At 50.5% G+C, this 24,311-nt stretch carries 21 protein-coding genes and 1 pseudogene; 20 read left to right on the top strand and 2 right to left on the bottom strand.

The features are described 5' to 3' along the window. The first annotated feature begins 19 nt into the window (after positions 1–19). The 3 genes from ABID13_RS25195 to ABID13_RS25185 all read left to right on the top strand — a co-directional run bounded on the left by ABID13_RS25195 (position 20) and on the right by ABID13_RS25185 (position 3,969). On the top strand, positions 20–1,453 hold the full coding sequence (locus ABID13_RS25195) for an FAD-dependent oxidoreductase (RefSeq protein ID WP_048929201.1): 1,434 nt from the start codon (positions 20–22) through the stop codon (positions 1,451–1,453). Between the two features lie 15 nt (positions 1,454–1,468). Further along, the gene (locus tag ABID13_RS25190; protein ID WP_048929200.1) at positions 1,469–2,929 is read left to right on the top strand and encodes an FAD-dependent oxidoreductase; all 1,461 of its coding nucleotides are present in this window, start codon (positions 1,469–1,471) and stop codon (positions 2,927–2,929) included. Positions 2,930–3,105: 176 nt separating this feature from the next. Beyond that, positions 3,106–3,969 (top strand): LysR family transcriptional regulator, encoded by an 864-nt coding sequence (locus tag ABID13_RS25185; RefSeq protein WP_045091604.1) that lies wholly within the window; start codon positions 3,106–3,108, stop codon positions 3,967–3,969. Positions 3,970–4,027: 58 nt separating this feature from the next. On the opposite strand, the gene ABID13_RS25180 is transcribed toward ABID13_RS25185, so the two are convergent. Further along, positions 4,028–5,437: an MATE family efflux transporter gene (locus ABID13_RS25180; protein ID WP_048929199.1), complete on the bottom strand. Its 1,410-nt coding sequence runs from the start codon at positions 5,435–5,437 to the stop codon at positions 4,028–4,030. 123 nt (positions 5,438–5,560) lie between these two features. Beyond that, a pseudogene (locus ABID13_RS25175) lies at positions 5,561–6,031 on the bottom strand (hypothetical protein); the annotation flags it as partial. 269 nt (positions 6,032–6,300) lie between these two features. On the opposite strand from ABID13_RS25175, the gene ABID13_RS25170 reads away from it, so the two are divergent. The 17 genes from ABID13_RS25170 to ABID13_RS25090 all read left to right on the top strand — a co-directional run bounded on the left by ABID13_RS25170 (position 6,301) and on the right by ABID13_RS25090 (position 24,281). Further along, complete coding sequence (locus tag ABID13_RS25170; RefSeq protein WP_007862498.1) at positions 6,301–6,516, top strand: spore coat associated protein CotJA; 216 nt, start codon at positions 6,301–6,303, stop codon at positions 6,514–6,516. After that, positions 6,509–6,811 carry a spore coat protein CotJB gene (locus tag ABID13_RS25165; RefSeq protein ID WP_007862494.1) on the top strand — a complete coding sequence of 101 codons (303 nt, stop codon included), beginning with the start codon at positions 6,509–6,511 and terminating at the stop codon, positions 6,809–6,811. The genes ABID13_RS25170 and ABID13_RS25165 overlap by 8 nt, the downstream gene beginning before the upstream one ends. Beyond that, the gene (locus ABID13_RS25160; RefSeq protein ID WP_007862493.1) at positions 6,811–7,425 is read left to right on the top strand and encodes a manganese catalase family protein; all 615 of its coding nucleotides are present in this window, start codon (positions 6,811–6,813) and stop codon (positions 7,423–7,425) included. Before ABID13_RS25165 ends, ABID13_RS25160 begins: the two co-directional genes overlap by 1 nt. A gap of 340 nt (positions 7,426–7,765) precedes the next feature. Beyond that, the gene (locus tag ABID13_RS25155; RefSeq protein ID WP_007862492.1) at positions 7,766–9,208 is read left to right on the top strand and encodes an aspartate ammonia-lyase; all 1,443 of its coding nucleotides are present in this window, start codon (positions 7,766–7,768) and stop codon (positions 9,206–9,208) included. 75 nt (positions 9,209–9,283) lie between these two features. Then, a complete protein-coding gene (locus ABID13_RS25150; RefSeq protein ID WP_048929198.1) occupies positions 9,284–9,541 on the top strand; it encodes a hypothetical protein in 258 nt (85 codons plus the stop codon). Beyond that, positions 9,519–10,349, top strand: a complete 831-nt coding sequence (locus ABID13_RS25145; RefSeq protein WP_045091607.1) for a helix-turn-helix transcriptional regulator — start codon at positions 9,519–9,521, stop codon at positions 10,347–10,349. Before ABID13_RS25150 ends, ABID13_RS25145 begins: the two co-directional genes overlap by 23 nt. A gap of 110 nt (positions 10,350–10,459) precedes the next feature. Further along, a complete protein-coding gene (locus ABID13_RS25140; protein ID WP_045091608.1) occupies positions 10,460–13,813 on the top strand; it encodes an EAL domain-containing protein in 3,354 nt (1,117 codons plus the stop codon). Positions 13,814–14,121: 308 nt separating this feature from the next. Next, positions 14,122–14,298, top strand: a complete 177-nt coding sequence (locus ABID13_RS25135) for a hypothetical protein (RefSeq protein ID WP_156200010.1) — start codon at positions 14,122–14,124, stop codon at positions 14,296–14,298. Beyond that, on the top strand, positions 14,273–15,346 hold the full coding sequence (locus tag ABID13_RS25130; RefSeq protein ID WP_007862481.1) for a LacI family DNA-binding transcriptional regulator: 1,074 nt from the start codon (positions 14,273–14,275) through the stop codon (positions 15,344–15,346). The genes ABID13_RS25135 and ABID13_RS25130 overlap by 26 nt, the downstream gene beginning before the upstream one ends. Positions 15,347–15,389: 43 nt before the next feature. Continuing rightward, complete coding sequence (locus ABID13_RS25125; protein ID WP_007862478.1) at positions 15,390–16,367, top strand: calcium/sodium antiporter; 978 nt, start codon at positions 15,390–15,392, stop codon at positions 16,365–16,367. Between the two features lie 4 nt (positions 16,368–16,371). Next, a complete protein-coding gene (locus ABID13_RS25120; RefSeq protein ID WP_045091609.1) occupies positions 16,372–17,139 on the top strand; it encodes an SDR family NAD(P)-dependent oxidoreductase in 768 nt (255 codons plus the stop codon). 17 nt (positions 17,140–17,156) lie between these two features. After that, positions 17,157–17,738 carry a hypothetical protein gene (locus ABID13_RS25115; protein WP_040416070.1) on the top strand — a complete coding sequence of 194 codons (582 nt, stop codon included), beginning with the start codon at positions 17,157–17,159 and terminating at the stop codon, positions 17,736–17,738. Beyond that, positions 17,707–18,171 (top strand): tripartite tricarboxylate transporter TctB family protein, encoded by a 465-nt coding sequence (locus ABID13_RS25110; RefSeq protein WP_007862475.1) that lies wholly within the window; start codon positions 17,707–17,709, stop codon positions 18,169–18,171. The genes ABID13_RS25115 and ABID13_RS25110 overlap by 32 nt, the downstream gene beginning before the upstream one ends. A gap of 13 nt (positions 18,172–18,184) precedes the next feature. Beyond that, a complete protein-coding gene (locus ABID13_RS25105; RefSeq protein WP_007862474.1) occupies positions 18,185–19,708 on the top strand; it encodes a tripartite tricarboxylate transporter permease in 1,524 nt (507 codons plus the stop codon). 33 nt (positions 19,709–19,741) lie between these two features. Further along, positions 19,742–20,824 (top strand): tripartite tricarboxylate transporter substrate binding protein, encoded by a 1,083-nt coding sequence (locus ABID13_RS25100; protein WP_007862468.1) that lies wholly within the window; start codon positions 19,742–19,744, stop codon positions 20,822–20,824. A gap of 104 nt (positions 20,825–20,928) precedes the next feature. Further along, positions 20,929–22,608 (top strand): hypothetical protein, encoded by a 1,680-nt coding sequence (locus ABID13_RS25095; RefSeq protein ID WP_242849215.1) that lies wholly within the window; start codon positions 20,929–20,931, stop codon positions 22,606–22,608. A gap of 5 nt (positions 22,609–22,613) precedes the next feature. Continuing rightward, complete coding sequence (locus ABID13_RS25090) at positions 22,614–24,281, top strand: hypothetical protein (RefSeq protein WP_045091611.1); 1,668 nt, start codon at positions 22,614–22,616, stop codon at positions 24,279–24,281. The last annotated feature ends 30 nt before the right edge of the window (positions 24,282–24,311 follow it).

The raw sequence follows: 24,311 nt of genomic DNA, 5'->3' as shown, positions 1-24,311 counted from the left end.
AGAGAGGAGGAATAGAGAAGTGTTAGGACTATATGGTAATTATGATGTTGTTGTGTGCGGAGGAGGGACCTCCGGTGTGACGGCTGCGGTTGCTTCAGCAAGAACCGGGGCAAAGACCCTCTTGATCGAGAGGGTGGGGCAGTTAGGCGGACAGATGAATTTTTCCGGCCCTCCGGGATTCTCCTTTGCCCACTTGTTTAACGGAAGACAGGAACAGATCATTGCTGGATTTGCGGAGGAAACTCACAAACGGTTGCTGGATGAGGGACATGCATTGCCCCATATGCTGGTTGAGCACAGAAGCCATTACACATTTTCCTATGTGGATCCCGACTGGTGGGGGCTTTTGGTATACAAGATCTGCAGGGAAGAGGGCGTGGAACTAATGCTCCATTCGCTGGTGACAGAGGTGATCCGGGAAGGGGATGTGGTAAAGGGCGTGATATGTGAACATCCGGGCGGCAGATCGGCGGTGCTGGCCAAAGTAGTCATAGACTGTACCGGAGAGGGTGAGGTGTGTTATCAGGCAGGAGCGGAATGCGAGACCGCACCCATACAGATCCTGGAGCCATCCACGGTCGCATTTACGGCTGACGGCGTGGACTGGGACAAAGTAGTAACATATATCCATGAACACATCGATGACTTTATCTTTAATCAGATCTACAATCCTTACAGCAAATGGACAGATGAAAAAATAAGACAGAGAGTCATGGAAATTGACGATATTCTGGAGATCGGCGAGGTGATGGGATACCTGGGATTCAAAAAGAGGGCCACATGGACTGGAGAGTGGCACAATAAATCAGGGGTAGGCTTTTTCCTTATGCCTAAGGAAGGCCGGATACTGGCCCATTTCCAGCATTCATCCCAGGAGGATCTGTGCGATTGCTCCCAGGTAAGAGGGATCACCCAGGTAGAAGTGGAGTGCCGCAGGCAGAATATGATGGCATGGCGGTTCTTTAAGAAGTACGTGCCCGGGTTTGAGAATGCATACATTACCAGGACATGTCCGGAAGCCAGGATCAGGGAAACGAGGCGTGTGATGGGGGATTATGTGCTGAAGTTTGAAGATATCAGGGATGCCAGAAAGTTTGATGACGTGATCGGAAAGAGCGCCTTCCCCACAGGGGCAAAACACGCAGTGAACGGCCGGGCCCTTGCCCTGGAGCACATGGCTGTTCCCAAGGATATGGGATCCAATGATATTCCTTACAGGGTACTGGTGGTAAAAGGATTGGAAAATATCCTTGTGGCAGGCAAGGCCGTGTCAGCGGACCGGGCATCCCATCAAAGATTCCTGCAGCAGACCATTGTCACAGGTCAGGCGGCCGGTGTGGCGGCGGCGCTCTGTGCCCGGGACGGGATCACCCCAAGGCAGCTGGAGGAGAATGTAAGCGAACTTCAGGAGATCTTGATCTCACAGGGCGCTATATTATACGGAACACATTAATCAGGAGGTGGAGAGATGTTAGGATATTACGGCGAATATGATGTAATTGTATGCGGAGGAGGGACCTCCGGGGTATCAGCAGCCATTGCGGCGGCCAGGGCCGGTGCAAAGACCCTTATCATAGAGCGTGTGGGCCAATTGGGAGGCCAGATGAATTATTCCGGACCGCCAGGATTTTCCTTTGCCTGGTTATATAATGCAAGGCATGAACAGATCGTGGGCGGAATCTCCAAGGAGATTTACGACATGATGCTGGAGGACGGACATGCCATGGCGGAGCACCATCAGAAGTGGAGAGCCGCTTACCAGTTTAACTACATAGATCCGGATTGGTTTGGCATGTACATTTATCAGCTTCTCACCGAGGCCGGATGTGAGTTTATGCTCCACTCCCTGGTTACGGAAGTGGTCCGGGAAGGTGATGAGGTCAAGGGGGTCATCTGCGAACACCCGGGCGGCAGGTCCATGGTGCTTGGGAAGGTGGTCATTGACTGCACGGGGGAGGGAGAGGTCTGCTATATGGCCGGCGCCCAGACAGACATTCTGCCAAAAGACCTCCTGGAACCGGCCACGGTTGCATTTACCTGCGATGGGGTGGACTGGGACCGGTTTATGGAATACTTTATGAACCATCTGGAGGAGTTTGATTTTAACCATATCTATGATCCCTATATTAATATGAACGAGGATGAGATCCGGGACGAGATCCGGAAAAATGTAAAGACCATCGAAGATGTGGGCGAGATCATGGGCTTTGTATGCCTGCATGAAAAAGCAATGAAGGTGGGGGAGTGGCATAATTACAGCGGTGTGGGATTCTTTATCATGCCAAGGGAAGGCGGACGCATCCAGGCCCATTTCCAGCACTCCTCCCAGGTGGGGCATGTGGACTGTACCGATGTAAGGGATCTTACAAGGGTGGAGATCGAGGCAAGGGAACAGAATGAAATCGCATATAAATTTTTCCGAAAGTACGTTCCGGGCTTTGAGTCCATGTACATCACCAGAGTATGCCCTGAGGCCAGGATCAGGGAGACCAGAAGGGTGGTCGGGGACTATATCCTGACCGCAGAGGATGTGGCTGAGGCCAGGAAGTTTGAGGATGTAATCGGAAAGAGCTCCTTCCCCACCGGGCCCAAGCATGTGCTTCCCACGGATGAGAACACCACTAACGGAACACTGACCGTTGCGTCCGTGGCAAGGCATCCAAAGGATGGCGGTTCCAATGATATCCCCTACAGGACGCTGGTGGTCAAGGGACTGGAGAACATTCTGGTAGCAGGAAAGGCCATTTCCACGGACAGACCTTCCCATAACCGTTTCCTGCAGCAGACCATGGTGACCGGACAGGCCGCAGGCTGCGCCGCTGCCATCTGTGCCGGGAAGGGGATCACCCCCAGACAGCTGGAGGAATCCGTTAACGAGCTTCAGGACCTGCTGTTAAAACAGGGAGCGATCCTATACGGTACACATTAAACATGTTTGAGCAGTAAAACTGCTCTCAGGTAAATGGCAAAGTTAATGGCAAAGTATATGGCAATAAGCTGACATTCTTAAATAAGGAATGCCGGCTTATTGTTTTACATGTTGGTATCAGCTGTGATATACTCAACAGATGGGAATAGCATTGGTTTGATATTAAGGGGTTAATTATGACAGTAACGCAGATGAGATGTTTTTTGACAATATGTGAGACAAAGAGGTATTCAGAGGCAGCGGATAAATTGGGAATGATGCAGTCCACCTTGTTTAAGCAGATAAAAGCCATGGAGGATGAGCTGTTCATCAAGATATTTGATAAGGATAAAAAAGGGGTAAAGCTGACCGGAGCCGGGGAGGTATTATACCCTTATATTGTTTTTATGTATGGCGAGTATGAGAAAATGATCGGCCGGCTTCAGGAATATTCCATCAGTGAAAATGCAAGCCTTCAGCTGGGAAGCCTGTATTTTACAAAACAGTATGACATCCTTCAGATCATAAAGGAATTCGGCACCATACAGCCCAATATAAAGATCAGCATGGATGAGTACCGGTCCAATGAACTGGAAGAAATGATCCGTACCGGAAAACTGGATGCGGGTTTTACTTATAAAGAACTGGTGGAATGGGAGTATAGGAAGATCCTGCCCATACGGGAGGATTATCTGGTAGCAGTGATGAATAAGAACCATCACCTTGCCCTGCGCGACAGCATACAGCTTTCTGAACTTAAGGCAGAACAGTTTGTGCTTATGAAAGGGGATGAAAGGCTGTATAAACAGCTTCTCAAATTCTGTATCGATGAGGGGTTTGTCCCTAAGGAATATAATATGGATATCCGCCTGGAGACTATGAAGGAATTGATCTCCACCAGCGGATGCGTGACAATCCTTATGAGGACCATGGCAGAGGATCTGATCGAGGATAAGAATCTCGTGATGGTCATGATCGAAGGCAGCAAGAAACTGACACTGTCATTTGTCATGGAAAATGATACCAAGGCATGTGAGGCATTTGCCAACTATATCAGCTGACCATAGGGTAAAGCCCCCATAAAAGCCCAAGGGACGCGCCCATGCACGTCCCTTGAATTTACTCAGGAAGATGTTTCATATGCCTCAGTTCCCGCACCACGAATGTAACCGCTAATACAGCGGCCATCAGATCCGCCACAGGGGCAGAGAACATGACGCCCTCGATCCCGAAGATCATGGGAAGGGTGACGATCAGGGGCAGAAGGAAGATGATCTGTCTGGTCAGGGAGATGAAGATGCCTTTGGCCGCCTTGCCGATGGATGTAAAAAAGTTGGCTGTAATGGGCTGAAGCCCGTTTATAAATGTAAAAAACAGGAAGATACGGAAGTACTCCTCCGCAAAGTAAAAGTATTCCTCGCTTCCCGAACCAAATATGCTTATGATCTGGCGGGGGATCAGCTGGAAGCACAAAAATGCAAATACGGATATGGCTGTGGCGATGCAGACTGCCTTTAGGTAGGCTTCACGCACACGGCTGTATTTTTTTGCCCCGTAGTTAAAGCTGACAATGGGCTGAAGACCCTGGGACAGACCGATGACCAGGGAAAAGAAGATCATGTTTACTTTGGTAATAATGCCTGCACAGGCCAGGGGGATCTCGCTGCCATAATGGGACTGTGCTCCGTAATGGCGCAGGACATTGTTCATCACGATTTGTACCACCATCATGGCCATCTGGTTAAAGAAGGGGGCCATGCCCAAGGCGGCAATGGCTTTTAAATGGGATGGTATGGGCTTAAGGGAGTGCAGGGACAGGTGCACTGTCTTAAACCGGGTCAGGTAACCGATCACCATGAGACCGGATACAAACTGGCCTATGATGGTTGCCAAAGCGGCTCCGGCCATTCCCATGTTGAATCCAAATATAAACAGGGGATCCAGTATGGTGTTGATCACAGCGCCGGTCAGGGTACACATCATAGAGTACCTGGGGCTTCCGTCCGCCCGGATGAGATTGGAGCCGCCTGTGGACAGGATCAGGAAGGGAAAACCAAGGGATGTGATCCCTGTATAGGTAAGGGAATAGTCCAGCACGTCCGGTGTGGCGCCGAACAGGACCATCATGGGGCTCAGGAACAATCGGACGGCCAGACACAGGATGATACCGATGGCAAAAAGCATGAAGACCGCGTTGCCAGCATACCGCTCAGCCTCCTCCCGGTCCCCCCGCCCCATGGACAGGTTAAAATTGGCGGAGCCGCCGATCCCGCACATCAGTGATACGGCCGTGCAGGTGATGGTAAGGGGAAATGCCACATTGGTGGCTGCATTGCCCAGCATGCCCACACTGCGGCCAATAAAAAACTGGTCCACTATGTTGTAAAGCGCGCTGACCAGCATGGCTATGATGCTTGGAATGGCAAAGCGGGCTAAAAGCGTGTTAATGGGAGTGGAAGCAAGGGGATTCTCCCGGGGCGGCTGGCCGGAATCCCCCCGGAGCGGTTGGCGCGTTGATTCAGAAGCCATTTTGTTACCTCATCTTTCGTGGAAATGAAACAAAGGACTCCCTGTCAGATATCAGGTGACAGGGAGTCACTCGTATAGATAGAAGTATACTACGATTCATGAGAAGGCGTCAAGATGTTATGTTCACCCAATACCGCCAAACACGATTCCCAGAATGAACACAAGCAGGGTCAATCCGCAGAACACATACCTGGCCATAAAGCAAAACCATTTCCCCGGTTCCCGCCTGCGCCCCTTCCTTACCTCACTCTGCACAAAATCCCATCCATATACCCAGAAGAACATAATGCCTGCAAGACCGGCGCCCAGGGGGCAGATATAGATGGATACAAAATCCATCCGGTCAGCCACGATCCCCCGGATACAAATGACAATGAGAAAAGCCAGGGCCACTATAAGGGATACGGAGATCCGGCGGCTTAAGCCAAGCTGCTGTTCCATGGCGGCGATGGGCGCCTCAAACAGGTTGATCATGGAAGAGATCCCGGCAAAAAGCACGGCCACAAAAAATACTATGATCAGGATATTGCTTCCCGGCATGGCCTGGAACAGATTGGGCAGGAAAATGAAAATAAGCCCCGGTCCGCCCTGATTGGCCAGCCCCAAAAGACATTTCACCGATCACCCCGGAAAGCCCGATTACAATAACAAAAAGAAAATATGGAAAAAGAAAGGTTCCTCCTCCAGATAACGCACTGTCTGTCAATGATTTGCCAATATTTTTTATGTTATAAAATCGTAATTTTTTATCCATGTAAAAAATTCTGGGATATCTTACAGAAATTTGGCAAGGTAAAAACCCGCGGTCCAGAGATAATAATAAGGACACGTGTTGTTACGTTCATTATGAAAGGAGTGTTATTATGAATTTATGCGATTGCAGCAAACCTGCACCTGCATCCTGCGGATGCGGGGATAAGCTTCCCGCGCCGGGACCAGGGCTTCAGCTGGGTATAGCTACGGTTCCCATGCAGCCATGGGAGACACCATATGAACCAGCCAAGGCCCTGAAACAGGGAACCATATTCCCAGGCCTGGATCTTCCATTTTTTATAACAGGAGGTGGGACAAATGCCTGACCGCTGCCAGCTTCTCAAACAGATCAATGAAGTAAGTTTTGTGGTAAATGACCTGAACCTGTATCTGGATACCCATCCTCTGGATCCGGAAGCCCTGGACGCATTCAGCCAGGCCATGGCTCAGAGGAGGCAACTTCTGGATACCTTTGCCAAGGAGTACGAGCCTCTGACATTAAACTGTGTGTGCCCTGAAACAAATAACAAAACGGAAAGCAAGACAAAATACCCAGGCCAGAAACATTTTACCTGGTCCGATGGACCACTTCCCTGGGATAATCAAGGAGGTGCCGTATAATGTGGACTTATGAAAAAAGACTTCAATTTCCTGTTAACATCACTCAGACCTGTCCCAAAACCGCTTCTTTGATCATCAGCCAGTTTGGCGGACCTGACGGAGAACTTGCAGCTTCCATGCGTTATCTTTCCCAGCGATACACCATGCCATGCAAGGAAGTGGGAGGACTTCTCACCGATATCGGAACAGAGGAGCTGGCCCACCTTGAGATGATATGCGCCATCATCTATCAGCTGACCAAGAACCTGACCGCAGAGCAGGCCAAGACAGCGGGATTTGACGCTTACTATATAGACCATACAACTGCCCTTTGGCCCACTGCAGCGGCAGGGGTACCTTTTAATGCCTGCGAATTCCAGTCCAAGGGTGATGCCATCACGGACCTCCATGAAGATTTGGCGGCTGAGCAGAAGGCCAGGACCACTTATGACAACCTGATCCGTGTGATCGAAAATCCGGAAGTACGTGAACCCCTTAAGTTTTTAAGGGCACGTGAGGTGGTCCATTTCCAGCGGTTTGGGGAGGCCCTGGAAAAGATAAAATCCAAACTGGATGAGAAGAACTTCTATTATTTTAATGCGGAGTTTGATAAACAGTTTGTAAAAGAGCAGTAGATTTCCTAAAGTCCAATGATAGGGTATTGATAGGGCATTGACAGGACATCAATAGGGCATCGGGGCAGGTATCGGGGTCTGGCATTATGATCATTGTCTGCCCTATGCTGCCCTGTCCTGATAACCCTGATACCTGTACATATTGAAGATACTTAATTTAATTAGGAGAAATGAATAAAAATATTGTTAAAATAAGGTTTTAACTTAATATAGTTAATAAAACAAATAATTCTCCAAAGTATTTCCTTTTGATGCAGAAAGTGATATGCTCCAATTATATAAATTGCCGGACCGGGGGTTCGGACGCCGGCACACAAGATAACAGGAGGAAGGTAAAGTTATGGCTACCAGGGAGGAATCGGATTCCATAGGATTGATGGAGGTGCCTCAGAAAGCATATTACGGGGTCCAGTCATTGCGGGCAAAGAATAATTTCCACATTACAGGAAGGCCGCTTCATTCGGAGTTTATTAAGAATCTGGCAAGGATCAAGAAGGCGGCTGCATTTACCAATATGACAGCCCATGTGCTGGATGAGCGCACGGGCAATGCCATTGTCCAGGCATGTGACGAGATCATAGGAGGTAAACTCCACCCGCAGTTTATCGTGGATGCCATACAGGGCGGGGCAGGTACATCCGCCAATATGAATGCCAACGAGGTGATCGCCAACCGTGCGATCGAGATCCTTGGCGGCGAGAAAGGAGATTACTCCATCGTGCATCCCAATGACCATGTGAATATGGCGCAATCCACCAATGATGTGATACCCTGTGCGGGCAAGCTCACCATCCTTGGCCTGCTGCCCGGCCTGACCGATGAACTGGATCGGCTTCAGAAAGCCCTTCACCAGAAATCCATTGAATTTGATGATGTGGTAAAGATGGGCAGGACCCAGCTTCAGGACGCGGTGCCCATCCGCCTGGGCCAGTCCTTTGAGGCGTATGCGGCTGTGATCGGAAGGGATATCAGGCGCATACGGGAGCAGATGGACGAACTGAAGTATTTAAACATTGGCGCAACCGCGGTGGGAACAGCCATCAATGTGAATCCCGTGTACCTGTTCCATATCATCCGCAACATCAACCTGGTGTGCGGTACGGACTGCGTCCAGGCGGACGACCTGTTTGACGCGACCCAGAACCTGGACTGTTTTGTACATACCTCATCTGTTCTGCGCATATGCGCGGTGAACCTGTCCAAGATATGTAATGACCTCAGGCTGTTATCCAGCGGTCCAAGGGCGGGACTTGGGGAGATCAACCTGCCGCCCAAGCAGAACGGTTCTTCCATCATGCCCGGTAAGATCAATCCTGTTATCCCTGAGGTGGTTTCCCAGGTGGCGTTTAATGTAATTGGAAATGATGTTACGGTTACCATGGCGGCAGAGGCCGGACAGATGGAGCTGAATGCATTTGAGCCCGTGATTTTCTATAAGATATTTGAATCCATTGATACCATGAAGGGCGCGGTGGAGACACTGATCGATAACTGTATTCTTGGGATCACTGCCAACAGGGAACACTGCCGTAAGCTGGTGGAGTCCAGCGCAGCCCTTGCAACAGCGCTGTGCCCTGCGCTGGGGTATAAAAAATCAGCGGAAATAGCCAAGCGCTCCATGGAAACGGGGATTCCCGTAAGGAGACTGGTGCTGGAAGAGGGGCTGATGACAGAGGCCCAGCTGGACCAATGTCTGAACCTGAAGGACATGACCCAGCCGGGACATCAGGTGGAGTACCACAAAATGGGCGGGGCGCCCATTCAAAATCATAAAGAATCATAGAAAACAAAACAGAACGGCCAGGCACTGGGGATGCCTGGCCGTTCTTATATTGTATTGTGTATAAAGGGGGATAAAATGTGTGAAAGGGGGAGGGCCCTTTCGGTTTTTGCAACAATTTATTTGCTGTATTTCTCTTGCTTACAGGTGATATTATATGATATTTATATTGCAAAAACCATTGCCATAAGCCAAAGAAATATTGCAAATCGCGCAAAAGCTGATACAATGGAAATATGGATGCCGGAAACACAGTCAGAAACACAGATAGAAACACAGTCAGAAACACAGTCAGAAGCACAGGGAGGCCGAATTGTACCAGGAGGAAAGTTTTAAGACAAGCAAGGTGATCTATGCCCATACCCGCAGCAACGAGGCGGATATGGAGTATAAGATGCACTGCCACGGCAGCTATGAGATCTATTATATGATAACGGGAAATGTGGAATACATGGTGGAGGGAAGAACCTATATACCCAGGCCGGGAAGCCTTGTCATAATACCTCCGGGCTGTTTTCACGGGCTGAGGATACTGGATTGTGAGGAGTACCACCGCATACGCCTGCATTTTATGGAGGATCTTCTGGGGGACAGGGAGCGCGGGCTTTTATTAAAGCCGTTTTCCTCAGAATGGCGCTGTTATGAGGAGCAGTTTCAGATGGAGTGGTATTTTCATGCGCTGGAGGAGTGCGGGACCTATGGAAAAGAATTACAGGACATTGCAATCAGCGCACGGGTCCTGTCTGTTTTAACCAGGATTTTTGCAATATACCAGGAAGGGTCGGGAACGGCTGCGGGCCAGGAAGGGCAGGCCAGGGAGATCATACGTTATATCAATGAGCACCTGAGCGGGCCGCTGACCCTGGAAGGGCTGGCCGGAACATTTTTTATGAGTAAAAACCATCTGACGGCCGTGTTTAAGAGGGCCACAGGGACTACGGTGGCCAAATACATCCAATATAAGCGGATGGCGATGGTGCAGGGCTGGCTGGCGGCCGGGGTCCCGGCAGCTGAAGCGGCAGCCAAAGCGGGATTTGGGGATTATTCCAGCTTTTTTAGGGCTTATAAGAAGATGTTCGGATGCGCGCCATCGGACAGAGGCAAGGCTGTGCTGCCTGACATGGATAAAAGCGGGATGTTCTGACCGGGAAATTAAGAAAAAAGTTTGTGGTAACCCCAGGAAGTGATGATATAATAAAAAGCAGGAATACAGTATGGATACAAGGACAATCAATACGATTTGAGGAAAAGTGTATGAGCGACAGAGACTTCAGCAAAAGCTTTGTATTTCACAATATGGAGTGGGTGGATGATATCCTGCATATGTCGGACCTGGGACTGTGGAACATGGTAACGGACCCGGATATGCGGGACGTAAAATTTTATATTGACCAAACCATGGCAAGGCTGCTGGGGTTAAAGGAAAACCTATCCCCGGAAGCCTGTTTTGAGTTCTGGTACAAACGGATCAACAGGGGGAACCATTCCTATGTGAATGAGGCTATGGACCGGATTGCCCACTCCGGCAAGCTTTGTGAAGTCCAGTACACCTGGAACCACCCTGAATGGGGGGATATCCCGGTACGGTGCGGGGGCAGGACCAGACAGCTTCAGGATGGACGGCTTCTGATCACAGGATATCACCAGAATATGACCAACCTGGACCAGATGAAGAGGTGGTCCCTGAATGTGAGCTGGGAAGAGGTATTTGAATATAACATGACCAGCGGCACGGCATTGACATATACAGACCATAAGATTACATATGGAACAGAAAAACAGATCCAGGATTTTCCCCAGTCCTGGGTGGATACACAGATCGTGCATCCGCAGTTTGGCAAGACATTTTTGCAGGCATTTCATGTCCTGCGAAATGGGGGGGATCATGCCCGCTGTGAGGTAAAGATCAAGAACCGGAAAGGGGAATACAGCTGGTTTGCGGTGGAAATGGAGGTCCTGGCCTACGAGGAGGGAAAACCTGAGATTGTTCTGGGGCGGTTTGAGGATATAACCAGACGTAAGGAACTGGAGAACGCCTATATCAGGCAGGCCAGGGTCAATCAGCTGATCCTTGAAGATGCTTTGGCATACGGCGAGGTGGATCTGACGGATGACAGGGTGAAGCGGCTTCACGGAATCTGGAAGTGCTTATCCGGCTGCGGGGAAGAGTGCCGCTACACCCTCCTGACGGAGCAGTTGACGAAGAAGGCTGTAAAGCCTGAGGAAAGGGAAGCTTTGCAAAGGGCCTTTTGCAGGGAGACGCTGGTGGAAGGGTTTGAAACCGGCAGGGACCGGATTTCCCTGCCTTATATGCGCATGTCTGATGGCGGCAGGATGGGGCTTGTCCGAATGGAAGGGTATTTGTACCTGAGCCCGGATAATGGGCATGTGGGCGGCCTGTTCTGCCTGTGGGATATGGATGGGGCGGGGAGTGAAGCAGCGGGGGAACCTGGGGACGCCGGGGAGAAAAGGGCGGAATCGTCCGGTGAATTTGAGCGTCTGCTGTCGTCTGAGGGAGATCCTGCCTGCCTCATTGATCCGGATACGTATGAGCTTCTTGCGGCAAACCAGGCATACTACACCATGGTCGGCAGGAACGGGGAGGAGTGCAGGAACCGCAAATGTTATGAACTGTTCTGTGGCAGCAGCAGCCCCTGCGCGTTCTGCAACGGCTTTAACTGGGCTTGGGATCACTTTTCCCTTTGGGAGAATCCGGATTCGGTGCGCGGTGTAAAGCGGCTGGTGAAGACACGCTTGGCGGAATGGAAAGGAAAGCCTGCCGTCCTGTCCATTGGGATGGAGCGGTCAGATAAGGCGGATGGCTATTTCCGGGGAATGAGTGACGGAAGCGGCGGTTCAGGGGCGGATGTGGCCAATACGGTGATCAGCTGTATTTACGCCATGGTGGAAGCCAAAACCATGGAAGAATCCCTGCGCCGCCTTATGGATGTGCTGGCGGACCACTATGAAGCAGTCCATATCCAGATATTCCTTCAAAAGGACAATGGCTTTGGCTATGAGTGTGCCTGCAGGAGAGATGAACCTGATCTGCCGCCGGCCAGCCGGGATCTGGAATGCCATCTGGAAGGATGGCTGGACCAGCACCATCAGGGCGGGGTCAGAAGCATAGAAGAGTCCCATGATATCCTGCCGGAATCCTTTGAACTTTATCAGGACATGGAGAGGGAGCAGATCAACAATATGACGGTATTCCCCGTTGTGAGCAAAAAGGGTGAGCTGGGATACATCGTGATGATGGGGTGCAGAAGCCGGCATTCCCTGGAACTGATCAATATGCTGATCTATTTTATTGCCCAGGAGATCAGCCGGAGGCAGGATGCCAGGCAGCTGGAGCACAGCATTTACTATGATTCCCTGACCGGACTTCTTAACAGGAGCAGCTATGACGGGTACCGAAGGACGTATAAGGCGGATGAGGTGGTTTCCATAGGCGTCATCATGGTGGATATCAATGACCTTAAATCCGTCAACGACACCATGGGGACCGAGGCGGGAGATGAACTGATACGGCTGACGGCCCAAATCATTGAGAAGAGATTCAAAGATTGTATCGTATTCCGGCTGAACAGCAATGAGTTTGATATTATCATGGAAAATGTATCCAGGGCCGAGTTTGAGCACAGGTTCGGGGGTCTGATAGGTGAGCTGAATGCAAGGCCGAATTTGTCTATATCCGCGGGAAGGGTGTGGGATGACAGGCAGAAGAATCTGGACTGGGCGGTTAAACAGGCAGGGGAACTGATGCGTATTGACAAGCAGCGGTATTATGAGACAAAGCCTGATCTTTCAGGAAATGGGCGGTTGGAGCTGATCAAGAAGCTGCTGCACAGCATTGACCGAGGAGAGTTTAAGGTAGTTCTTCAGCCGAAACTCTACCTTAAGACCGGCACCTGTGCAGGGGCGGAGGCCCTGGTGCGTTACTTCCACCCGGACAGGGGCATGATCATGCCATCCAGGTTTATCCAGATCCTTGAACGGCAGAATCTGATCAGCTACGTGGACCTGTTTGTGTTTGAGGAATGTTGCCGTCTGTTGGAAAACTGGAAATCTTTGGGGTACAGGGAACAGATCCTCTCCTTTAATTTTTCGCGCATGACCCTTCTCAATGCGGATATTGTATCAAGTGTAAGCTCCATTGCAAAAAAATATGATGTGGAACCGGGAATGCTGGAAGTGGAAGTGACGGAGAGCATCGGGGAGCTTGGGCGCGATATGGTTTACAGGGCCCTGGCGGAGTTAAAGAAAAGAGGATACCGTATTTCCCTGGATGATTTCGGCACTAAATACAGCAATATGGATATCCTGTCGGATGTGGAATTTGATGTCCTGAAGCTGGATAAAAGCCTGGTGGACAAGATCGACAGGGACCGGGTGAGCGGACAGATCGTAAAGCATATCATCTCCATGTGTCATGACATGAAGATACAGACCATTGCAGAGGGCATAGAGGAGGAACTGCAGGCAGCATACCTGAAGAAGTGCAGGTGTATGATCGGTCAGGGATACCTGTATGGGAAACCCATGTCGGTGGAGGAATATGAGAGACAGTTTTTAAGCAAAGGATCTGTGGATCACACAAGCGTGTAAAAGGAAATGAAAAACCGGAAACCTGGAGAAATTCAGGGGGCCGGTTTTTGCATATAGGAAAGACCGGTCCCATCCCATGTCTTCTTGTTATACCTGTTCGTTATGGCCCTTTGCCACACTTGATTGTAATCGATAACATGACCGATGCATTTGAAAAGTTAAATATTGGAAGTAATGAGCCGGTTATTTAAGAAACTGCCTGAATTTAGAGGATAAAAATCTGATATCGGCCAGATATTCCAGATTCCGGCCTGGATTTTTGATTTCCTTGTTGTTATCGGTTACATAAAAAACAGGAGGGGGAGGGATTGGATGATAAAAAAGACAAAATGACGAATAAAATGCACAAAAATAAAAAGATATATGTGTATATAGTGACAAAAATGCAAAAATACTATTGTGTTTTTGGCGAATATGTAATACAATCGCTTTATGAAATTGATTACATAAGGAGAAGGAATGAAAGAAAAGCAGAGTGTAAATGAACGGTTAAATATCCAAGAGATATCCAGATTGGCGAATGTGTCCACGGCAACGGTCTCAAGGGTTTTAAATGGAAGCTCTCATGTATCGGATCATACCAGGGAAAAGGTACTTGATGTGATGCGGAGGACAAATTATACGCCGAATGTATTTGCCCAGAGTTTGAAACGGGACTCCACAAAGACGGTTGGTATCATGTGCCCGGATACCATGGACGTCTACATAACCAGGGCAATCTTTAATGTACAAAGGGAATTGAGCCGGTATAACTATTCATCCCTGTTAAACTGTACAGGATACGAGCTGGAGGATAAGAAAAAGGGAATGAGCCTTCTGCTTCAGAAACGGGTGGACGGGATCGTGCTCATAGGTTCCAGTTTCAATGAGGTGGATGCAGATGATAACAAGTACATCATTGAAGCCGCCGGGCAGGTCCCCATTATCTGGATCAATGGAACACTGGACGCGCCCAATATATACAGTGCTTACTGTGATGACCAGGAAGCGGCTTACCGGGCGGCTAAGCGGCTGTTTAGCACCGGAATGAACGGAAAGCGCACCATTTATCTCTACAACCGGGAATCCTACAGCAACAAGTGTAAGATCAACGGATTCCTGACAGCCATGATCGAGAGCGATCAGCCTGTTTTTGAAAATTCCATTACGCTCTGTCCGCTGGACCGTGTGGACCAGGTTTTGGACAAGCTGATGAAGAATCCGGAGGATCTGTCAAAGATCGGAGCGGTCATGACCTCGGGTGACAGCCTTGCCGTCAGGGTGCTGAGGTATCTGCGGAGGCGCGGGCTCCGGGTTCCGGATCAGATTCAGGTGATTGGATACAGTAATTCGGAGTTAGGCAATTACTGTGTGCCGGAGCTGACCTCCATTGACAGCTGTGTCAACGAACTATCAGGGGAGGCGGTGAAGATGCTTCTAAAGGTGCTGGGGGGAGAGACAGTGGAGGAAAATAAAGTGCTGAAGGCCAGGATCATCCCCAGGGAATCCACCAAAGAATTATACAATGGGATCCAGGATGATACGGTCCAGTAAAGAAGAAGCATAATATGAAGATGAAAGTACAGGGAGGATGGTAATGGGCGGTCTGTGGATCATTGCCGGTTTTGTGGCAGGATTTGTGATGATTATAAAGGGCGGGGATGTCTTTGTGGATGCGGCGCTCTACATTGCACGGAAGATGAAGATACCCACGGCGATCATGGGGGCAACCATCGTCAGCCTGACCACCACATTGCCGGAACTGCTGGTATCCAGCATGGCGGCAGCCACCGGGCACAGTGAAATGGCCATTGGAAATGCCATCGGCTCCATTATCTGCAACACCGGACTGATCCTGGGCTTGTGTCTGATCCTGACAAAGACCGTACATTCGGACCTGTTTGCATTAAAAAAGAGCCTTTTGCTGCTGACCACCATTGTAGTCTACGGACTGTTGGTATGGCTGAACCATGGACTGGGAAAGGTGAGCGCCCTGGTCCTGTACGCGCTGCTGGGCGGTTTTGTGTGGCTGAACCTCATGGAACTGAACGGCGGCCAGGAGGAAGACACAGGCGGGGAGGAACCATTCCAGCTGATGCAGGTGCCAAAATTCATACTGGGAGCGGCATTGATCGTAATAGGAGCCAGGCTGCTGGTGGACAACGGCAGCGCTCTGGCGGTGCTCATGGGAGTACCGGAAAAGGTAATCTCCCTAACACTGATCGCCTTTGGGACATCCCTTCCGGAGCTGGTTACCTCCATTACGGCCATTATTAAGAAGGAGAATGCCCTTTCCCTGGGAAATATCATTGGCGCCAATGTCCTCAATATTACGCTGGTGCTGTCCACGGCCACCATGGTTTCCAGCACAGGCATGCTTCCTCTTATCAGAACGGAAACAGGGCGTTTGGCAGGACAATACCAATTATTTCTTTTGGATATACCGGTGGCCATGGCGGTTTGCATAATCCTGGCGGCCGGGGTGTGGAGGAGGAAGCTGACCAGGGTCCACGGGGTGGTCCTTATGGGAACCTACATCATATACCTGTTAATTCTTTTGTTTACTATGGGGTAATCATATGAAGAGAGAACTGTTTTCTTTGCAGGATAAGGTTGCGCTTATTGCCGGAGGGGCCGGCGATATCGGGGCGGCTTGCGCCAGGGCATATGCGCATTACGGGGCCAGGATCATTATCTTTGACCGGGATCCCGGAAAAATACGGGAACGGCTGGACGAATGGAAAAAAGAGGGGATCCAGGCGGACAGTTACTGTGGAGACATCACAGACGAAGGGTTTCTGGAATCCATGGTAAAGGAGATTGCCGCAATCTATGGGCGGATCGATATTGCACTGAATAACATTGCGGTGACAAACCGAAAACCAATGTTGGAGTTTACCACCGCGCAGTGGCGGGATGTAATTGATATCAATCTCAATGGCGCTTATTATTTCCTACGGGAGGTGGGGCGCGTGATGTGCGGCCAGGACCATGGGAAGATCATACAGATCCTGTCAACAGGAGCATACCGGTTTGGGGCGAATTTTTCAGCCTATGGAGCCAGTAAGGCAGGGGTATCGGCCCTGGTCAAATGCCTGGCAGTGGAATGGGCTCCACATAACATCCAGGTCAACGGGATCGCTCCCACTGCCACGGAGACGGGCTTTACCAGAGACTACTACAGGGAGTATCCGGAACGGATGGAAGCCACCATTCAGAACCACCCGTACAAACGGCTGGGACAGCCTGAGGATTATGTGGGGGCCGCGGTATATCTGGCTTCGGAAGCCGCGGATTTTGTAAACGGCGAGGTTATCATCATAGATTCCGGTAAGACGGTAAAGTGAGGGGATGTACATTGGGGATGAAAAAACAAATTAAACTTGGTTTCCAAATGGACGGGAGGGATATCCGGCTGGTAAATGGTCTGCTTGGAAAGATCCTGAATCTGGGACAAATCAGCCTCAGCCTGATCTTCTCCCTGGCAATGACAGTAATCCTGGCAATCTCCATGAAGGGCAGTGAAGCAGCAGCTCCGCTTATGATATTCAGCGGACTCATATCGGTCCTGTTTTTAACATTACTGGTATACGCGGCAGCCATCAGGCCCCAATTAATACAGGGGCTTCAGTCACTGGAAGGGCAGAGGGGGTGGGTAACGTTTAGGAACAGGGATATACTGGTGAAGGTGGGGAATTGTCCTGAAGTAACGGTGGGATATAAAGCCCTGCGCGGTCAGTATTGGTGCGGGGAAGACTACATCCTGTATTTTGATGATAAAGTCTTTAAAAACCTGCTGGCCATCCGCATTGACAAGGAAAGCTTTGACGATGTCTATCTGCTGGCAAACGTCCTGCAAGAGCATAAAAAACGGTTCATACAACTGAAAGTAAAGCACAAAAGGGGGAAGGAAGATGAAGGAAAAAATATTGTCCAGAATGAATAAGATTGTGGCCCTGGCGCTCCTGCTGTTTGGAATTGCGGCTTTTTTTACATCGCGTCATGATCTGAAATTTGGTTCATTTGCAAGGCCTCAGGGCGGGTTCGCACCCACCATATTCTCGGTGGGCCTGATCATCTTCTCTGTGATCAATCTGGTGATTGAGCTGTTTAAGGAGAACAAGACGCCTGAGAAGCTGGCGGAGGTGGACTGGAAGAAGTGGCTGTACTACACCCTTCTCTGCGGTGCTTACGTATTCCTGATCAAGAAGATCGGATTTGCGGTGGACACATTCATCTGTCTGGTGATCATGCTGAAGCTGACAGGACAGAAGGGATATGTCAAACCAGTGGTGATTTCGGGAATTTTCAGTGTACTGGTGTGGGCTCTGTTTACATATGCCATGAATGTCCCGCTGCCTGGCGCAGCGTGGTTCTAAAGGGAGGACGGGTATGATTGAGACATTGGGTTTGCTGGGACATGGTTTTTTGGACTGTCTGACACTTATGAATATTTTTTGCGCGGTGATCGGCTGTCTCCTGGGATCGCTGATCGGGGTATTGCCCGGGCTTGGGATTTCCGGAACAGTGGCCATCCTCTTGCCTGTAACCTTTGGTATGCAGCCGCTCAGCGCACTGATCATGATCTCGGGAATCTATTTTGGTTCCCAGTATGGCGGCGCCATCACCTCCATACTGGTCAATATTCCCGGCGAGGCCACCAGCATTGTGACCTGCTTTGACGGGCACCCTCTGGCCAAACAGGGAAAAGGAGGGAAAGCCCTGAGCGTGGCGGCTATCAGTTCCTTTTGCGGCGGAACCATTGGCCTCATCGGCCTGACCTTTGCGGCATCGGCCCTGGCCAGGGTTGCCCTGAGTTTTGGAAAGGTAGAGTTTTTTGCGATCGTGGTGTTCGGACTGGTCCTTCTCACCACCATATCCGGGAAAAACCAGCTGAAAGGCCTGATCGTGGTCTGCCTTGGCGTGATCCTGGGCTGTGTGGGACTGGATGACCTGTATGGGACCCTGCGGTTCACATACGGTGTGGTGGATCTGTACAAGGGTATCAGCTTTGTTACATTTATCATGGGTGTGTATGGGATCACGGAACTGATGAGTGCCATCTGCATACCTGAGAATCAGGGTGAAGTAGCGGATTTTAACCTCAGGGAACAATTTCCCAATAAGAAGGATTTCGGACAGATCTATAAGACCATTGGCAGATGCGGCATCATGGGATTCGGAGTGGGTCTGGTGCCCGGAGCAGGCTCCACACTTGCCACCTTTTTCGCCTATGGAATGGAGCGCTCCTTGAGCAAGCATCCGGATGCCTTTGGAACCGGACTTTTGGAAGGAGTGGCAGCGCCGGAAGCAGCCAATAACGCTGCAATGTATGCGGGCATGGTTCCCCTTCTGAGTTTAGGCATTCCATTCACCAGTTCCATGGCGCTTTTAATGAGTGCTTTTATCGTACATGGGATCACACCAGGCCCCATGTTTATCTCAGAACATCCGGATCTGTTCTGGGGGCTGATCGCCAGTATGTTCATCGGCAATATCGTGCTGCTGATTATCAACCTGCCGTTGGTAGGGATCTGGGCAAGCCTGCTGAAGGTGGACTTTACCATTTTAATGCCGCTGATCACATTTATCACGTTTGCCGGCGGTTACGCCATTAACAACAGCGTGTTTGATATGGGGGTTATGGTGATCTGCGGTATCTTCGGATTTTTCCTAAGCGCCTGCGGGTATAATATGGCGGCGCTGGCCGTAGGGCTGTTCCTGAGTCCCACGCTGGAAAATTCATTTTTAGGCACCATGACGCTGTATAAAGGCAATTTGCTGGCAGCGCTGATGGACCGTCCCATCGCGGCGGCGATCCTTTCCATTGCCATGATCGCGCTGGTCTACTCAACTGCAAAAAGCCTGATACAGTTTTTCGGGAAACAAAAGGCAGCAAATCAGGGGGAAGCTTAAAACTTGTAAACTATTAGGAGGAGGTAATATTCAATGAAAAAGAACTTAAGAAAAGCAATGGTAACGGTTCTCGCGGCGGCAATGACCATGACCATGGGTGCCTGCGGCAGCTCATCCAAAACCGAGACAGCAGCGGCCACTACAGAGGCGCCCGGTGGTGCACAGGCAACAGAGGCGGCAGGAGGAGGACAGACGGAGAAGGCCCCGGAAGCGGAGGGGTGGAAACCGAATAAGGACGTATCGGTCATAGTAGCTTATGGACCGGGCGGAAGCTCGGACCTGCTGGCCAGGACCTTTGCCAATGAAGGGGGTTCCTGCTTTGCCACACCTCTGGTGATCAACAATATCAGCGGCGGCGGCTGTGCTATTGGTTTTACGGAGCTGATCAATGCAAAACCGGACGGGCTGACCATCGGCAACACCAACTCAGCGGTTGTGGTAAACTGCCTTACCGCGGAGACCCCGTACCAGTATTATGAGGAGCTGCAGCCTCTGTGCCAGATCGGCTATGCTCCCTACGTGGTCTATGTGGCCAAGGACAGCGATATCCAGAACCTGGACGATCTAAAAGATGCCATCCTCAGCCGGGACGTGGTAATGGCCTGCAATAACAGGGGCGGACAGACCCACTGGGAACTGGAATATTTTGCATTTAAGAATGGCGGCGACATCTCGGCAGTCATTTATGACGGTGGGGCCTCCTCCATTGCAGCCCTGCTTGGCGGACATGCGGAAGTAACCGTACAGGCTCCCTCCGATGGTCAGGAATATGTAAAATCCGGCGATTTAAGGCCCATCGCTGTTTTGGATCCAAACCGCCTTACAAGTGACATCTACAAAGATGTGCCCACATCCAAGGAGCAGGGGTATGAGTGGCTGACCAACGGCTTCTTCCATGGCTATGCGGCTCCCAAGGGCGTGTCCGATGAAGTGATCAAATATTATGAGGATTGCTACCGCGCCTGTCTCGAAGTGCCGGAAGTAAAAGCAGCCATTGAGAGCTATGGATTTACCGTGGCTTTCCAGGATCATGAGGAGTTTGGAAAGACATGGACAGATTCAGTTGACATGTATAAGAGCGCATTTGAGGAGCTGGGAGACCGTTTGACCGAATAACAGGGCAGGAAAACAACTACTGACTGATTCTGAATATAGCCGGATTTTAAGGTATAAATTGAAGTCCGGCTATTTTTATAGGCTTTTTTAACAGAGCAGAAAGGATGAAAATGAGACAACCAGACTATAAGGACAGGCTGTTGGAGATCCACGGAACTAATATGTGGAACGGATACCATGTGGAGAGGGCCATTGAGTTTGCCAAGAAGTTTAATCTGACCGGTATTATTTTCCACTGCAATGACATAATCGACCGTGCCATTAAGCCTGATAAATATTTTCCGCCCAATGTGTCCCTGCTTTCCTACAATAACAGGGATGGAGACACAAAGAACCACAAGTATTACCTGGGAAATGTAATTGACAAGATCACGGCTGCCGGGCTTGAGTTTTATGTGGAGGTAAAGGAAATCTATTATCCCCATGAGATCCTTCAGGAATTTCCTTATCTGAGAAAGGAAAACGGGGCGGTCTGCCCAACGGAACCATTTTGGTGGGAATTTTTGGAAGAAAAAATCCGTGAATTTGTCCAAAGGTTTCCAAAGGTGTCGGGGATCATTGTCAGCGCAGGAACCAGGGAGAGCATGGTATCCCTGGCTGCCAACAAGTGCGAGTGTGAGCGCTGCCGGTGCTGCGACATGAATCTGTGGTACAGGAAACTGATCACAGCCATGTTTAAGCCCCTGGATGCTGCCGGTAAAAAGCTGATCGTCAGGGACTTCTCCTACACGGCAGACCACCAGTATGCAATGGTGGATGCGGCCAGGGATGTATCTGAAAAGATCATTATGGCGTTAAAGAAAACGCCTCACGACTACTATCCCACATTCCCGGACAACCCCTCTGTGGGCAACTGCGGGAACCTGGAGCAGTGGATCGAATTTGATACCTGGGGACAGTACTTTGGTCTGGGGATCATTCCGTGCAGCGTGGCGGAAGATATGCAGGGACGGCTGCAGCGTTACCTGGAAAAGGGGGCCAGCGGGATCATGCTCCGGACGGATTGGGAGCGTCTGCTTCAGGGAAGCACCTTTAATTCCTTTAATATCTTTAATCTCATTGCCGGAGCAATGCTGGGGGCTGACGTAAATATGGATCTGGATGACGCCTACAGGGAATGGCTGCGGTTTGGCCTGGTCAGCCCCCTGGAATACGATTCCTGTCCCCAGGAGCCCTGTGTGCCCAAAGCACCCCAGGCATTTGACGTTTTTAAGAGGCTGATGAAGGATTCATGGAAGATCCTGGAGAAAACATTGTATGTGCGTGGCCATGTGTTTAACCGGAATGCCCAGATGTTTGACCGGTATTTCCTCACCTATTTTATTATGACCGTGCAGCATACGCGGGATCACTGGGATGCTGGGGCTTCAGAAAAGGTGCAGCCCGTGGGGGATCATATGGAGATCATGTTCCGGGAAAAGCAAGAGGCGCGTCAGATGGCCGCGGACTTAAGGAACTGGCTGAAACCGGAAGCCCTGGGGGTCAGCGCAGACATTGAAAAGTACCTGAACTTTGTATTGGATGTATATGAGGTCTATGTGGAGATCTTCGATGCCCAGATCCGTACCGCTGCCTGGATCAGGAAGGCGGAGCAAAGCTGCAGCGCGGAGGATCGAAGGAGCGCAGGAGAGACCCTGGCAGAATATGACGGGCTGGCGGACCGCCTGGCCGCAGTGGTGTCCGGCAGGGGTTACTCCAACAATGTGGAATATGTGATGGATCCGGAGCGGATAAGGCGGTTCAAAGAGGACTGCTCCAGGACACTGGATGAGTTGGGAGGCTGAAGGAAATGAGTGTACCAAGTTACAAAGACAGGCTGTTGGAGATCCATGGGATCAATATGTGGAACACCTTTCATGTGGACCGGGCGATCCGGTTTGCAAAGAGCTGCAATCTTACGGGAATTATCTTCCACTGCAATGAGCTTATTGACAAGGTGGTGTTTCCGGATAAATATTTTGATAAGGACGAGCTGCTGAGTTTTAATCCGGTCAGGAACAGCGTCACTAAGAATTACCGCTATTATCTGCGTTCGGTCTTGGACAAGTGCCGGGAAAATGGGCTGGAATTTTACGGGGAAGTAAAGGAAATCTATTTTCACAATGACCTGATCACAAAATATCCCCAGCTGCGGGGAGAGAACGGCGCACTGTGCGCCACGGATCCGTTTTGGTGGGAGTTCCTGGAGGAAAAATACCGGGAGTTCTTTGCAATGTTTCCGGATGTGGCAGGCATCATTGTCAGCCCCGGAACAAGGGAGAGCATGGTGTCCTTTGCAGCCAACCGCTGTACCTGCCAGCGCTGCAGGGACTATGATGTGGATGAATGGTACCGCAGTCTGCTGGCAGCCATGCACCGGGCCGTTGACGGGGCCGGAAAGAAGCTGATTGTCAGGGATTTTTCTTATACCAAGGCCCACCAGTACGCCATGGTGGATGCGGCGGGCAGCGTGTCCGACAACATCACCATGTCCATGAAAAAGGTTCCCCATGATTATTATCCGGTGTTCCCGGACAATCCTGCCATTGGAAACTGCGGAAAGCTGAACCAGTGGGTGGAGTTTGATACCTGGGGACAGTTCTTTGGCCTGGGAGTATTTCCCTGCAGCGTATCGGAGGATATGAGAGGAAGGATGCAGCGGTACCTGGATAAGGGGGCAACCGGAATCATGCTCAGGACTGACTGGGAAAATATGACCCAGTCCAGTGTGTTCTGCGGTTTTAATATGTTAAACCTGATTGCAGGCGCCATGATTTCCTTTGATGTGAACACGGACATGGATGCGGTCTATGATGCATGGTTTGATCATGGGCTGGTGTCCCCGTTGATCCCGGACAGCTACAGCCAGATCCCCTGTAAGATAACGGAAGGTAAGGACCGGGAACTGTTCCGGGAAATGATGCAGCTGTGCTGGAAGATCCTTGAAAAGGGGATCCATGTGCGGGGCCATGTGTTTAACAGGAACTGCCAGATCTTTGACCGGTACGACCTGACCTACAATATTATGACCGTGTTCCACAGCCGGGACCAGTGGGAACCGAATGCATCCAAGCGGGTGGAACCAACCGGGGAGAATATTCCGGTTATGATAGCGGAAAAGGATGAGGCTTTGGCCATGGCCCGGAAGCTGAGGGATATGATCGCCGCCGCAAGCCCGGGTGTCAACCACAATGTAAAGACATATCTTGAATTTGTGGCAGAGGGATTTCCGGCTTATATTGAGGGCTTTCGCCTGGAACTCATTTCCACGGTCTATACAAAGAAAGCGGAGATCTCACAGGATCCCGGGGATGTACAGAAGGCGAGGGAGACACTGGCGGGGTATGAAGAGCTGGCGTCCCGCTATGACAGCCTGGTGAGAAACAAGGGATATTCCCATGTGGTGGAATATATGCTGGACGGAGACCGGCTGATCCGCTTTAAAGCAGATGTCAGCAGGGTATTGGACGCAATCTGACAAAGACAGACGGCAGGGAAGGGAGGAAAA

This window comes from Enterocloster citroniae (genome assembly GCF_040545455.1).
Classification (GTDB): Bacteria; Bacillota; Clostridia; order Lachnospirales; family Lachnospiraceae; genus Enterocloster; species Enterocloster citroniae.
Note: the sequence above shows the minus strand (reverse complement) of the source record. Positions and strands in the feature narration are given on the sequence as shown.